The sequence below is a fragment of the Kaistella gelatinilytica genome (assembly GCF_015679325.1).
Classification (GTDB): domain Bacteria; phylum Bacteroidota; class Bacteroidia; order Flavobacteriales; family Weeksellaceae; genus Kaistella; species Kaistella gelatinilytica.
Genome location: NZ_JADPVI010000001.1, coordinates 486283 through 499780 on the forward strand (window position 1 = coordinate 486283; position 13498 = coordinate 499780).

General features: G+C 34.3%; 15 protein-coding genes. 6 read left to right on the top strand and 9 right to left on the bottom strand.

What is annotated here, in order from left to right; translation table 11 throughout:
* Positions 1–30 precede the first annotated feature (30 nt).
* The 4 genes from IV494_RS02100 to IV494_RS02115 all read left to right on the top strand — a co-directional run bounded on the left by IV494_RS02100 (position 31) and on the right by IV494_RS02115 (position 5087).
* A complete protein-coding gene (locus IV494_RS02100) occupies positions 31–747 on the top strand; it encodes a DUF2490 domain-containing protein (RefSeq protein WP_196078514.1) in 717 nt (238 codons plus the stop codon).
* A gap of 142 nt (positions 748–889) precedes the next feature.
* Positions 890–2020, top strand: coding sequence for a DNA polymerase III subunit beta (dnaN, locus tag IV494_RS02105; RefSeq protein ID WP_196078515.1), 1131 nt, complete (start codon positions 890–892; stop codon positions 2018–2020).
* Positions 2021–2171: 151 nt separating this feature from the next.
* Positions 2172–4571 (top strand): phenylalanine--tRNA ligase subunit beta, encoded by a 2400-nt coding sequence (gene pheT / locus IV494_RS02110; RefSeq protein ID WP_196078516.1) that lies wholly within the window; start codon positions 2172–2174, stop codon positions 4569–4571.
* Positions 4572–4688: 117 nt separating this feature from the next.
* Entirely contained in the window at positions 4689–5087 is a 399-nt protein-coding gene (locus tag IV494_RS02115; protein ID WP_196078517.1) for an META domain-containing protein, read from the top strand.
* A gap of 62 nt (positions 5088–5149) precedes the next feature.
* Here the strand turns inward: IV494_RS02115 and IV494_RS02120 are convergent, their stop codons facing one another.
* The 9 genes from IV494_RS02120 to IV494_RS02160 all read right to left on the bottom strand — a co-directional run bounded on the left by IV494_RS02120 (position 5150) and on the right by IV494_RS02160 (position 12166).
* Positions 5150–5392: a hypothetical protein gene (locus IV494_RS02120; protein WP_039347940.1), complete on the bottom strand. Its 243-nt coding sequence runs from the start codon at positions 5390–5392 to the stop codon at positions 5150–5152.
* Between the two features lie 33 nt (positions 5393–5425).
* Positions 5426–6748 carry a hypothetical protein gene (locus IV494_RS02125; RefSeq protein ID WP_196078518.1) on the bottom strand — a complete coding sequence of 441 codons (1323 nt, stop codon included), beginning with the start codon at positions 6746–6748 and terminating at the stop codon, positions 5426–5428.
* Positions 6749–6755: 7 nt separating this feature from the next.
* Positions 6756–7325 carry a hypothetical protein gene (locus IV494_RS02130; protein ID WP_196078519.1) on the bottom strand — a complete coding sequence of 190 codons (570 nt, stop codon included), beginning with the start codon at positions 7323–7325 and terminating at the stop codon, positions 6756–6758.
* Between the two features lie 3 nt (positions 7326–7328).
* Positions 7329–8219: a 3-hydroxybutyryl-CoA dehydrogenase gene (locus tag IV494_RS02135; protein WP_196078520.1), complete on the bottom strand. Its 891-nt coding sequence runs from the start codon at positions 8217–8219 to the stop codon at positions 7329–7331.
* Between the two features lie 24 nt (positions 8220–8243).
* Positions 8244–9065, bottom strand: a complete 822-nt coding sequence (locus IV494_RS02140) for a M23 family metallopeptidase (RefSeq protein ID WP_196078521.1) — start codon at positions 9063–9065, stop codon at positions 8244–8246.
* Position 9066: 1 nt separating this feature from the next.
* Complete coding sequence (locus tag IV494_RS14830; RefSeq protein WP_196078522.1) at positions 9067–9888, bottom strand: M23 family metallopeptidase; 822 nt, start codon at positions 9886–9888, stop codon at positions 9067–9069.
* Entirely contained in the window at positions 9889–10770 is an 882-nt protein-coding gene (bla, locus tag IV494_RS02150; protein WP_196078523.1) for a class A beta-lactamase, subclass A2, read from the bottom strand.
* A 78-nt stretch (positions 10771–10848) separates the two neighbouring features.
* Positions 10849–11154 (bottom strand): GIY-YIG nuclease family protein, encoded by a 306-nt coding sequence (locus IV494_RS02155; RefSeq protein WP_196079475.1) that lies wholly within the window; start codon positions 11152–11154, stop codon positions 10849–10851.
* 49 nt (positions 11155–11203) lie between these two features.
* Complete coding sequence (locus IV494_RS02160) at positions 11204–12166, bottom strand: Gfo/Idh/MocA family protein (protein WP_196078524.1); 963 nt, start codon at positions 12164–12166, stop codon at positions 11204–11206.
* A gap of 157 nt (positions 12167–12323) precedes the next feature.
* On the opposite strand from IV494_RS02160, the gene IV494_RS02165 reads away from it, so the two are divergent.
* Entirely contained in the window at positions 12324–12974 is a 651-nt protein-coding gene (locus IV494_RS02165; RefSeq protein WP_196079476.1) for a protein-L-isoaspartate(D-aspartate) O-methyltransferase, read from the top strand.
* A gap of 5 nt (positions 12975–12979) precedes the next feature.
* A complete protein-coding gene (locus IV494_RS02170) occupies positions 12980–13423 on the top strand; it encodes a PH domain-containing protein (RefSeq protein ID WP_196078525.1) in 444 nt (147 codons plus the stop codon).
* Positions 13424–13498 lie beyond the last annotated feature (75 nt).

The following is a 13498-nucleotide window of genomic DNA, read 5'->3' on the forward strand; positions in this document are numbered from 1 at the left end:
TTATTCCGCTAGTTTTATTATTTTTGTGACATGAAAAAAAGGATTTTCCAGTTGTTTATTTTTCTTCTGATTCTGAAGGTTTCGGCTCAAAGTGAACATGTTTCAAGTTTTGATGCCATTTCAATAACATATAAGTTTCACCCTAAATTTTTCCTTTTTGCGGAAAGTCAAATTCGGGGAATCGAAGACTATTCTTATCCGGATTATTATGAAATTAAAGGCGGAATCGGGTATAATTTAACGAAGAATCATAAACCTTTCATCGGAATCGGAAGATATGGAAATTACAAAAATCATGAATTCAGCAAAGAGGAATTTCGAATCTGGCTTCAAGATGTTATTGATCTGAAAGCCGGAAAATTTAAATTTGAAAACCGTTTCCGTGCAGAAAAAAGCTGGTTTTATGAACCGCTGAAAGATGTGCATTCCGACCGAATTCGTTTGCGTTACCGGATGAATATCTCAGTTCCATTGAATTCTGAAACGGTAAAACCCGGGACTTTGTTTGCTAATGCTTATGATGAAGTATTTTTTGTAACCACAGAAAAACCATTATTTGCCCGAAACAGAGTTTATGGTGGATTTGGATATCAGATTGATGAAAATTTCGGAATTGCATCGGGATATCTTTGGCAGCGGGAATTTGCAAATTCCGGCAATAAAAATTTACATTTTTTATATCTCGCTTTAAACATCACAATCGACGGTTCTGCGGAGAAACATTATCATTTTCCGGGGGCAGATTAAGTGTTGATAACTTTTTCTCAAATTAACCTTTAATTTTTGCGTTTGTTTCCTTATTTTGGTCCAAATCCTTATATTTGTCAAAATATTTTTTGAAGGGGACGAATATGTTTCACAAAACTTTAGAAAAAATAAAAATTAACGAATGAAATTTATTGTTGCAAGCGGAGAATTACAGAAAGCCTTGAACACCGTAAGTGGTGTGATTTCCAGTTCTCAATCGAGACCAATTCTCGAAAACTATCTTTTTGAGCTTGAAGAAAACAATCTAAAAATAACAGCTTCTGACGGTGAAACTACTTTGATCACGACTTTGGAAGTTAAATCTGACGATACCGGAAAATTTGCGGTTCCTGCAAAGATCTTTCAGGATTTTGTAAAAACGTACAACGAACAACCATTAACTTTATCAGTGAAGGAAGCTTCAGACGGAAATGGAAGTTTGCTGGAGATCTTAGATGAGAAAGATAATTTCGCTGTCGCATTGGATAATGCAGATGATTACCCGGAACTTCCTGAATTTGACGCTTCCCAAAGTGTAAAAATTTCTGCCGGAATTTTATCTGAAGCTTTAGCAAATACACTTTTTGCGACAAGTAATGATTCTCTACGACCTGTAATGACTGGAGTTTTATTCCAGTTTAAGGAAGATGAAACGAATTTTGTTTCTACAGATTCTCACCGATTGGTGGTTTACAAAAGAACAGATCTGATCAATGCAGAACCGATTGAATTCATCATGCCGAAAAAACCTTTGGCGATTTTCAAAAATATTTTAGCCAATTCCGGTGAAGATGTTACGATTGAATTTAATGAGAACATGGCGAAATTCACTTTTGGAAATAATACCTGGATCTGTAGATTGATCGACGGAAAATATCCAAATTATACAGCGGTGATTCCAAAAGAAAATCCGAATGTTTTGACCATAAACAGAAATTTATTGTTGAGTTCCATTCGAAGAGCTTCGATCATGTCGAACAAATCGACGAATCAAGTTCGTTTTAAATTATCTGGAAATATTCTTCACCTTCACGCAGAAGATACAGAATATGCAAACAAAGCAGACATGCAGATTCCTTGCGATTACAATGGAGAAGACATCAATATCGGTTTCAGTTCGAAATTTTTAACAGAAATGTTATCCGTTTTAAGTTCAGACGATATAACGATGAAAATGTCTCAACCAAACAGACCTGGAATTATCGAGCCTGTTGACGGTTTGGAAGACGAAGAGAAAATCTTGATGCTTTCGATGCCGGTAATCGGAATGTAAATATAGATCACTTTATAAAATACCAATTGAGATTCAAACTTTTTGAATCTCAATTTTTTTTTAACCTTCGAAAACACGATATTTGCACCGTTCAAAATTTAGAGCGATTGCTCCGTGTTTTGAAATCTAACATCTGAAACGTACATCAAAAATGAAAATCTCAAATAACTGGCTTAAAGACTATATCAAAACAGATCTAAAATCCGACAAGATCGGAGAATATCTTACCGATATCGGTCTTGAAGTTGAAGGTATCGACAAATTTGAATCTGTAAAAGGAAGTCTGGAAGGAATTGTTGTGGGAAAAGTTTTGACTTGTGAACAACATCCGAATGCGGATAAATTGAAAATAACGACGGTAGATATTGGGAAAGGAAAAATTCTAAATATCGTTTGTGGAGCGCCAAATGTTGCTGCAGGACAAGTTGTTCCAGTTGCGATTGTAGGAACAATGATTCACAAAGGTTCAGATTCTTTTCCTATTAAAGAAGCCAAAATTCGGGGAGAAGTTTCTCAGGGAATGATTTGCGCAGAAGACGAAATGGGTTTGAGCGACGATCACGGTGGAATTATGATCTTAGATGAAACAAAATTCGAAGTTGGAAAAAATTTCGTTGATTATTTTGAATTGACCAATGATGAAGTTTACGAAATTGGTTTAACGCCAAACAGAACCGATGCAATGTCACATTATGGTGTTGCCCGTGATCTGAATGCATTTTTGGTTTCCAATCAAATGAAATCAGATTTCGAAAAAGCAGTTTCAAAAACTTTAACTATTGAAGGAAATACCGATTTCCAGTTAGAAATTGAGGATTCAGAATTGTGTCCGAGATATATTGGAGCGGTCATCGAAAATGTAACGGTTGCAGATTCTCCGGCTTGGTTGAAAGACCGTTTGAAAGCGATAGGTTTAAGCCCTATTAATAACATTGTAGATATTACAAATTATATTTTGCATGGTTTTGGTCAACCGCTTCATGCTTTTGATGCTGATAAAATTTCCGGTAAAAAAGTGAAAGTTGGCGTCAATCCAGCTGGCTCAAAATTCACAACTTTAGATGGAGTAGAACGTACTTTGAATGGGTCTGAAATCATGATCAAAGATGGCGAAGATCACGCAATGTGTATTGCAGGAGTTTTCGGTGGTCAAAATTCTGGCGTCTCTGCAGAAACAAAAACCATCTTTTTAGAAAGTGCTTATTTCAATCCAATTGCGGTGAGAAAAGCGGCGAAAGCTCACGGTTTAAATACCGATGCTTCTTTCCGTTTCGAACGTGGAGTAGATCCAAACAGTACAAGAACGTCGATTACTCACGCAATTTCAATGATTGAAGAAATTGCAGGTGGGAAATTAGCAGGACAACTTTTAGAGCATTATCCGAAAAAATTAGATGATCATTATGTGATTCTAAGATTTTCAAAAGTAGAGCAGATCTTAGGAACAAAAATTCATAAAGAGAAAATAAAAGAAATTTTAAAATCTTTAGAAATTGTCGTTCTTAATGAAATTCAAAATGGATTAGAACTTTCTGTTCCTGCATACAGAGCCGATGTAACGCGCGAAATCGATGTTATCGAAGAGATCCTAAGAATTTATGGATATAACAAAATTGATTCCCCACAGAAGTTTTCGTTCAGCCCTGTAAAACTAAGCTTTGATAATCAGGATGCGTTAGAAAATTCCTGGGCAAGAACGTTACAAAGCAATGGTTTTAATGAAGTGATGAATAATTCGCTTACTTCTGTGAAAGATGAAACCGACGCGGTAAAATTGTTGAATCCTTTGAGTGGTGATTTAGCATTTATGAGAAAGTCATTATTAGAAGGACTTTTGGAGAATGCTGATTACAATATTAAAAGAAAAAATCAGGATATCAAATTTTTCGAACTGGGAAAAATTTACCATAAAAAAGAGAAGTACGAAGAGAGAAAACAATTAGCTCTTTTAGTTTCCGGACGTAATGTTTCTGAAAACTGGTTGCAGCCAAAATCTGCGACTGATTTTTATGTTTTGAAATCTTACGTAAAAGTTCTTTTGGATAAACTCAATTTAAAAATAGAAGAGCAGTATTTAGAAGATGCGCGTTTTTCTGATGCTTTAGAATTTGTTTCTAATGGAAAAATCATCGCAAGATTAGGAAAAGTTTCTCCTGAATTGTTGAAAGATGCGGATATTGATCAAGATTGTTTCTACGCAGAAATCGAGTTGGAAAACTGTCAGGAACTTCGGTCAAAAGATAATTTTAAATTTGTAGATATTCCAAAATTCAACAAGATCAGACGCGATTTGGCTTTGTTAATCGATAAGAATGTGACTTACGCAGATCTTTACAAATCGGCGAAGAAAAACCCTTCTAAATATTTGAAAAACATCAACCTTTTTGATGTGTATGAAGGCAAAAATCTTCCGGAAGGTAAGAAGTCATATGCTTTGAGTTTTGAACTTTTAAATGAAGAAAAAACTTTGGAAGAGAAAGATATTACTGAGGTGATGAATTCTCTCATCAAAACATTCCAGAAAGAATTTTCTGCAGAATTGAGATCATAAAAAAGATCTTATTATATACAAAAGCATTTCAGCCCGAAATGCTTTTTTTTGGCAGTATATCTAAAAGCGATTCTGTGAAAGTCGATATAATTTCTTAAATTTGAGAAAATAAAAAAAATGAAGAATATTTTTTTAGCCTTGTTTGCGGTTGCTACATTTGCTTCTTGTTCTACAATGTCAAGTTCAAAAGTTGGTGGCGCTCAAGCAAACATTAGCAATACACACTGGACTTTGGCTGATAATGTAAAAGGAAAAAAACCTACGCTCAATATTGAATCTGGTAAAATTACTGGAAATGCAGGTTGTAATAATTATTTCGGGGAATTATCTCTAGATCCTACTGCTGGAAATTTTATGACCAAAAATGTAGGCGCTACAAAAATGGCTTGTGACAATCTGCAGGTTGAAAATCAGTTTTTGAGTATGTTGAATGAAGCAAACAAATACGTAGTTTCAGGAAATACTTTGGAATTGTATAAAGGAAATCTTCTTTTAATGAAGCTTATTAAATTATAAAATATTTCAAATATAGACCTAAAAAAAGGAGCTCAATTTCGAGTTCCTTTTTTCTTCTTTATTTATGCTTCTTCGTCTTCTTCGTCATATTTTGCGAGTTCTTCGTCGCACCATTTGAAGGCCGCTTCTACAACTTTGGTGGCTTCGTCTGCCATTGTTTCTTCATCATCGCCTTCTAAATCATCGAACCATTCAACTTCTTCTTCCTCTACATTGAGGACAAATCTTGGGTATTCTGTGTGAACTACGAATAGATCTTCAGGAAAATCTGAATTGTCGGCTAATAAAAACTTTGGTAATTTCATAATAATTAATTTAACTCGTCAAAAATACAAAAATTATTGAAATTTATTCGTGTCGATCTTAATTTTTTGTAAAACTTTATATTGCGTTAATACATTTTCTTTCAGCGTATCACTTGCTTTAAAAGTGACTTTCACATTTGGATTTACAGTGCTGATCAATTCGGCGATCTGCATTTTTGAGAGGTCAGTTTCGCTTTCCATATAAAAATTCACGCGGCCTTTTTCTAATTTTTCAGATTTGAGAAATTTGGTGATTTCTCGCCGGTTTTCCAGATAGTTTCCTTTCGAGAGCCAGGTAAAAACAAAGCCGGTCATCAAACTTAAAACTGTAATTCCGTAGGTTAATTTACCAAAAATTTGATAGAGTTTTTTGAAATAAACCATCCAGATCCCCAAAGAAAAAGGTGCCATTAAACGGTAGTCGATTGGATTTACCGAATAGAAATACTGAATAAAATAAGAACAGATTATGCCAATAATTCCGATGAAAACGAAGAAAAATTCAGTTTCAGAAAGTTTATTTTTAAGAAACAGAAATGCCATTAACACGATATTTAATAATCCAATTCCATAAATGGCAACGTTTATAATTCCACCCGATGGATTTGCAATGTGAATGAAAGGATTAAAAACAGTCGTTAAACCTTGGAAAAGCTCGACCAGTAGAGTAGAAGTGGAATGCAAACCGATCTCTAAAAATGTAGCAACATAATTTTCATTAAAATAATCGATGAACAAAAATTTGTATGCAACCACAAAAATAAATCCGATCAATCCTGAAAGAACGAAGATTTTACCATAGGATCTTTTAAATCTTAAAAGCCCAAAAAGCCCGGTTCCAAACATTAGAAATAACGCCGGATAACGAATATTGTACAATAAAATTAGGATCAAGCTCAAATATAATATCGATTTCGAACCTTTGATCTCCTCATTAATTATTTTATGGGATAAGTAAAGAAATACGAATACAACAGGTAAAATTAATGCTTCGCTCATGGTATAGGAAAAGATGGAAACGAAGCTAAAAAGGCCACCGATGAGAACAGTTTCTGTCAGATAAAATTTCTTCTTTCTGGCGAAATAAATGATAAATAAATAGGATAGAATTCCAACAATTTTACTTCCCCAAAATTCATCAAGTCCAAAAATCGTAAAAAACTTTAAACTTAACGGATACCCAAGCGGAGTCACCGTATTATCGATCACGGGAAAAGCGTCGGCTGTTCTCATATACCGAATAGAATCAGGATTTACCCGTCCTTTTTCGTTGAGCAGAAAACGCAAAATGATCATTACAAAAGTTGCAATGACCAATAGGATTTGGATACGGATTTCGGGTAATTTTCTGCGCATTTATTATTTAATCGTGGTAAAGTCGCTTTTTCTCAGCTTCATAATATTTAACATCTTGATCCATATACTTGTAGAAAACATCGTCCAAATCATCAAAATAAATTTTCGGAAAAATCATTTTCTTTTTTATCGAAGGCATTTTAACCAATTTACTCTTTTTCACATCGTAATAATTCCAGTCAGCGATATAATTGTTTGTGAGTAAATTTACACTTGATTCACCGCTGCCATCGTTGTTTGCGGGACCAAATTCGCTGCGCCACATTCCGATCAACCGCATCTTTTTCGATTCTTTTTCATACCTAAACTGGTAAGAGTTTCCGGCTCTCATTTGTGAAACACTGATTTCAAAGCCATTTTTAGTTTTCCCTAGAGTAAGTGTGCCATCATCATTATAACTTTTAGTCTTTACCTTCTTAAATTTTTGAGATGAAAGCTGACAGATCACCATTCCACTTGCCGAATCGAAATAAACCTTGTCCATGATTTTATCACCATCAAAATCGCTTTTAACTATTTGATTTTGAGCAAATAAGATGGCGGGAAAAATCAGAAAAAAAAATTGGAGACTTTTCATTTTTTATTTTAAAAACATCTTTGAAACTTTCTCTGCTTTTCTACTTTCCGAATAATCATAAAAACCTTCTCCAGATTTCGCGCCCAGTTTTCCTGCCATTACCATATTCACTAATAAAGGATTAGGAGCATACTTTGGATTTTTGAAACCGTCGTACATCACATTTAAAATGGCTAAACAAACATCAAGTCCAATAAAATCAGCCAGTTGCAAAGGTCCCATCGGATGAGCCATTCCCAGTTTCATTACGGTATCAATTTCTTCAACACCCGCAACTCCGTTATATAAAGTTTCGATGGCTTCATTGATCATTGGCATCAAAATTCTGTTTGCCACAAATCCCGGATAATCGTTTACCTCCGTCGGAACTTTTCCTAAAGTTTTACTCATGTCGAAAATCGCATCAAAAGTTTCTTTAGAAGTAGAGTAGCCTTTGATGATTTCTACCAGTTTCATAATCGGAACCGGATTCATAAAATGCATTCCGATCACTTTTTCCGGACGTTTCGTAACAGAAGCGATCTTCGTAATAGAAATAGAAGAAGTGTTGGTTGCGAGAATACAATTTTCCGGCGCCAATTCATCCATTTGTTTAAAAATTTTCAGCTTCAGATCTAAATTTTCTGTTGCTGCTTCTACGATCAAATCTGCATTTGAAGCGCAATCTTTTAGATTGGTGAAAGTAGAAATGTTATTTAAAGTTCCTTCTTTTTGTTCTTCTGTGAGATTTCCTTTGATAATAATTCGGTCCAGATTTTTTGTAATCGTGGCAATACCTTTTTCCAGCGCTTCTTGTGAAACGTCAACTAATTTAACCTTGAATCCGGTTTGTGCAAAAGTGTGGGCAATTCCGTTTCCCATGGTTCCGGCTCCGATTACTACGATATTTTTCATAATTATTGATTTAGAATATTTTTACTAATTACTTCTTGAATACGATTTTTTTTCCTCCAGATAGATCGCATTTTTGCTGCCATCAACTTTGAATTTGGTTTTGATATAGTTTCGTTCTCCATCGATTTTTGGAGTGAAAACTGAAAAGTGAAGATGTGGACCTTTTGACCAACCTGTATTTCCGCTTAATCCCAACAACTGATTTTGGGTTACATTTTCTCCAACTTTTACTTTAGAGCCATTTTGTTTCAAATGAACGTATTCCGCTAAAGTTCCGTCTTCGTGCAAAATAACAATTTTATTATTAAAATTTGCGCATTCTTTAGTTGCGCAGTTTTTATCATTTTTGGTGACGACTTGCACAACTTTTCCCTCTCTTGCTGCATAAACTTCTTCACCTGTTTTCAAACTGAAATCAAGAGAATAGGTATGTTGATGAGAGAAATTTCCATTGTAACCTTGATAAATAAAATACTTTTTATTTTTTGCGAACGGCAAACTGTAATTGAAATTAGTTTCTGAAAAATTCATATTCACGTCACCTAAAACATAATCAGCATTATATTTAAAATTGGTTGCTTTTTTTGGATCAATGACTTTTAATTCAGCAACAAGAAATTTCTTCGTGTTGGCGGGAATAACAATTACTTTTTTATCACCGAGAGACGAGCTCAAATTATTTGCGGTAAAGCTGTATTCTAAAGAAACTGGCGCAAACTCTTCATTATCGGCATATAAGAAATTAACTTTCTCTACATTCTCGCGATAAATTTTGAGCCGGATGGAATCTTGGGAAAAAGTAAAATTAAATAAAACCATTAGAAATAAAATAAAAATTCTCTTCATATTAATCAGTCGTTTTTGTATAACTTTTTCCCTCTTCTAAAAGCGTTCCCTCACTTTCTGAGGTTTTAAACTTTGTTTCTATAAACGTTCTTTTTCCGTCGATTCTATTGATGAAAACTGCGAAATGCAGATGCGGACCACTTGCAAAACCCGTACTCCCACTGTAACCGATGAACTGGTCTTTTTTTACTTCATCACCTTTTTTCACAACTGCTCCGCGATATTTTAGATGCGAGTAATCAGCAAAAGTTCCGTCGCTGTGCATGATGAGAATTTTATTATTGTATTTTGCACAGGAAATATCCGGACAATTTTTATTGTTATTATCGACTACTTGAACTACAATTCCTTCTCGGGCAGCCAAAATCGGACTTCCCATTTTCAAATCAAAATCCAGTGCAAATTCGTTTTGGTGAGAAAATTTCCCGTTGTATCCTTGAAAAATTAATTGTGTTTTTCCTTTCTCGAAAGGCAATGAATAAATGTAATCGTTATCGAAATTTTCCTGCAACGCATTTCCAAAATTGTAAGTATTGGTATAAGAAAAAGAATTGGCTGTGTTGGGTTTAATTTCTTTTAAGACTGTGATCAGAAATCGTTTTGTTTTCGCCGGGATCACAACGATTTCATCATTCGGAAGAGTAGATGATAAATTGGTTAGTTTAAAATTAAACTTCGACGACATCAGCATTGGCTCTTCATTATCTGCAAAAATCGAAATTTCGCGGTTGTTGATTTCATTGTAAAAACGAAGATTCCATTTCTCCTGCGAAAAGAGTAAGGTTTGTATAAATAGAAAAAACAGAAAAAGTTTTGCTTTCATTTATTTTTTGCTAAAATAATCAAAAACAATTTTAGAAATATCGGCGATCATCTTGGTATTTGTCGATTCACTTTCCATCGAATCTGAAACGAAAACGCTGATTGCATAATGCTTTCCGTTCGGTAGCTTGATAATCGCGATGTCATTTTCGGCGATTGTTAAACCTTTATCATTCTTGCCAGAGGAGCCAGTTTTATGAGCGACCTGAGTTTCTTTTGGAAGTTGTGCGACAATTTTATTGGTTCCTGTTGTCGTTTCGATCATTATTTTGATTAGGAAATCGGTCGAATTTTTTGATACGGCTTCACCGTTATAAAACTTTTTGAGCAAATCATTCGCAGAATTTGTAGTCGTGAAGTTTTTATACATCATCTGATAACTTTGATGCATTTCTTCCTCGTTGGCTTTTATTTGAAAATTTTTAATTCCTTTACCATTAATAAATTTTTGAACGGTTTCTGTTCCGCCGATTAATCTCAATAATAGATCACAACCGTTATTATCACTTTGTGCAACGGTATATTTGATGAGTTCGCGTAAAGGCATTTCGATATTTCCCTCCGGATATTTCTCCCGAATCGGACTCCAGGTATTTTCTAAAAGTTCAGATTTCTTAATGAAAATATTTTGGTTTAAACTTAATTTCCCTTCATCCACCACATTCAAAACCGCCAAAGCAATATGGAATTTGAAAACGCTCAACATCGGAAGTTTTTTATCACCGTTGATGTTTAAATTAAATTGATCCTCAAATGAATTGATAGAAACTGCGACAGTAGCATTTTTATTTTTCGTAATGTCAAGAATTTCTTTTTTTAAATTTTGCTTTTGGGCAAAAGTGAAGGATGATATCAAAAGGAATAGGTAAATTATTTTTTTCATTAAATACTTTTATAATTGTAAAATTAGATAAAGTCATTGCGAGGAATGAGGAACGAATGACGAAGCAATACGTTTATTTTATAGATTCATAACGCTTAAAATACTTTCATATAAATCATTCCAATCGGGATTTATACTATTTATTAAATCTATTTTTTTCTGCCTGGAACCGCCTTTCAATTGCTTTTCTCTTCCAATTGCATCTCCTATGTCTTGAAAAGATTCCCAGTAGACCAATTTGTCTAAATTATACTTCGCTGTGAAACTATTTTTGAATTTTTTCGTTTTATGTTCCAAAATTCTTCCGGGTAAGTTTGAAGTTACACCAATATATAAAGCAGTGTTATTCTTATTGGTTACAATATAAATAAATCCGGGTTTCATCATTGATTTTTATCAAAGGATTGCTTCGTCGTTCCTCCTCGCAATGACGCTAAGAAATAAGTCTCACAATTTCCAAAGCCACCTTCAAAGCTTCTGTTCCATCTTCCAAAGAAACTTCTACATTTTTATTTTCAGTAATCGCATCTGCAAAACTTTCCAGTTCATCTAAAATCGCATTGTTCGGCTGAATGTTTGGATATTCAAAAATGATCTGGTTTTTTTCTCCTTCTGCATTTTCGATGATCATATCAAAATCACTTGGGTTTTCCGGTGCTGGTTTCATACGAATTACTTCTGCTTTTTTCTCTAAAAAATCAACGGAAATATAAGCATCTTGCTGAAAGAAACGGGATTTACGCATCGCTTTCATCGAAATTCTGGAAGTCGTCAAATTCGCTACACAACCGTTTTCAAATTCAATTCTCGCATTACAGATGTCCGGCGATTTTGAAACTACCGAAACGCCACTTGCATGAATGTCTTTTACCTTAGAATCAACTACAGAAAGTAAAATATCCAGATCATGGATCATTAGATCTAAAACCACAGAAACATCAGTTCCACGTGGATTAAATTCTGCCAATCGGTGAATCTCAATGAACATCGGATTTTTTATATATTCTTTTGACCCAATAAAAGCCGGATTATACCTTTCAACATGTCCAACCTGCGCTTTGATACCAAATTCACGGCATTTATAGAGAATTTCTTCCGCTTGTTTTAAAGTTTGCGTAATGGGTTTTTCAATAAAAAAATGAATGCGCTTTTCAATGGCTTTCATCGCATAATCATAGTGATAAAGCGTCGGAGTTACAATATCAAGCATTTCGATCTCATTCAGTAAATCTTCGAACTTTTCAAAATATTTATAGCCTAATTCACTTTCCAGCTTTTTGCCATTTTCGGCATCTGCGTCGTGAAAGCCGACTAATTCGTATTTTTCTGACTGATTCAGAAGTTTTAAATGTATTTTTCCTAAATGACCTGCGCCAACCAAACCCGCTTTTAGCATTGAAAATTAATTTTTGTAAAGATAATAAATTGGTGCGATATGCGGGGTTTGGGAGCGTAAAAACAATACTGATTTTTGTAAATTTCGATTAAATAGGTTAGTTTTGTTTTTAGCGGGATTTAAACACGGATCTCGCATCTTGAAACACGGAATATTTATGCAGGATTCATTTGTACATAAAGGAAAAAGGAAAATTTTGGTAGAATATCTTCGGGAAAAAATGGGCATTTCAGATGAAAACGTTTTGAAAGCCATCAACGAAGTTCCACGTCATCTTTTTCTGGAAAGTATTTTTGAGGATTTTGCTTACGAAGACCGCGCTTTCCCGATTTTAGCCAAACAAACGATTTCGCATCCTTCAACGGTAGCCGAACAAACGGAACTTTTGGAACTTCAGGAAAAAGAAAAAGTATTGGAAATTGGTACAGGAAGTGGTTATCAAACTGCTGTATTGATCGCGATGAATGCTTGGGTTTATACGGTAGAACGTCAAAAAGATCTGCACGATTTCTCTCAGAAAAAATTACGTGAACTTCATCTTCGTCCGAAATTTCAAAGTTTTGGAGATGGTTTTGCGGGACTTCCGACTTTTGCGCCCTTCGATAAGATCCTTGTTACTTGTGGCGCAGAAATCCTTCCTACCGAATTGCTTCATCAATTAAAAGTTGGTGGTATGATGGTAATTCCGCTCGGGAAAACTGATGAACAGGTTTTGACGAGATTCACGAAAAAATCGGAGAAGGAATTTGAGAAAGAAGAATTTGGTGCTTACAAATTTGTTCCGATGTTGAATAATACCAACCATTAAATAAGATGAATGACCTAATTTTCAAGACTAAAAAAATAAACAAAACATTTTTACTCCTTTATTTAGGATTTTTGTTGTTGTTCATTATTTTTGCACTTTATACTTATTATATTGCGAAGGATTTTAAAACTTTTTTAATAGGTTTTATTGGTGGACTTCCTTTAATGCTCTCTTTTGCGGCGAGTAAATGGCTGAAAATTATCATTAGAAATGATGAATTAATTATTCATTGGATTTTTACCATTTACAAAACGAAAATCCAAAACATTACCAAAATCAGAAAGGGCGAAACCATGTGGAGTGGTTTTCACAAATACGGCAACACCACAAAAGGTTTGATTATTTTTTCAAAGTTCAAAAATGACCTTTATATTACTCCCAATGATGAAGAACTTTTCTATCAAAAAATTTTAGAGATTAATCCAAATGTCATCATCGAGAAAGTTTAAAATATTTGGTAATCGGTTTTTATCACAACATTTTCCCAATATTTCTAAATTGGAAAACCCTTCTTAAAACTGATA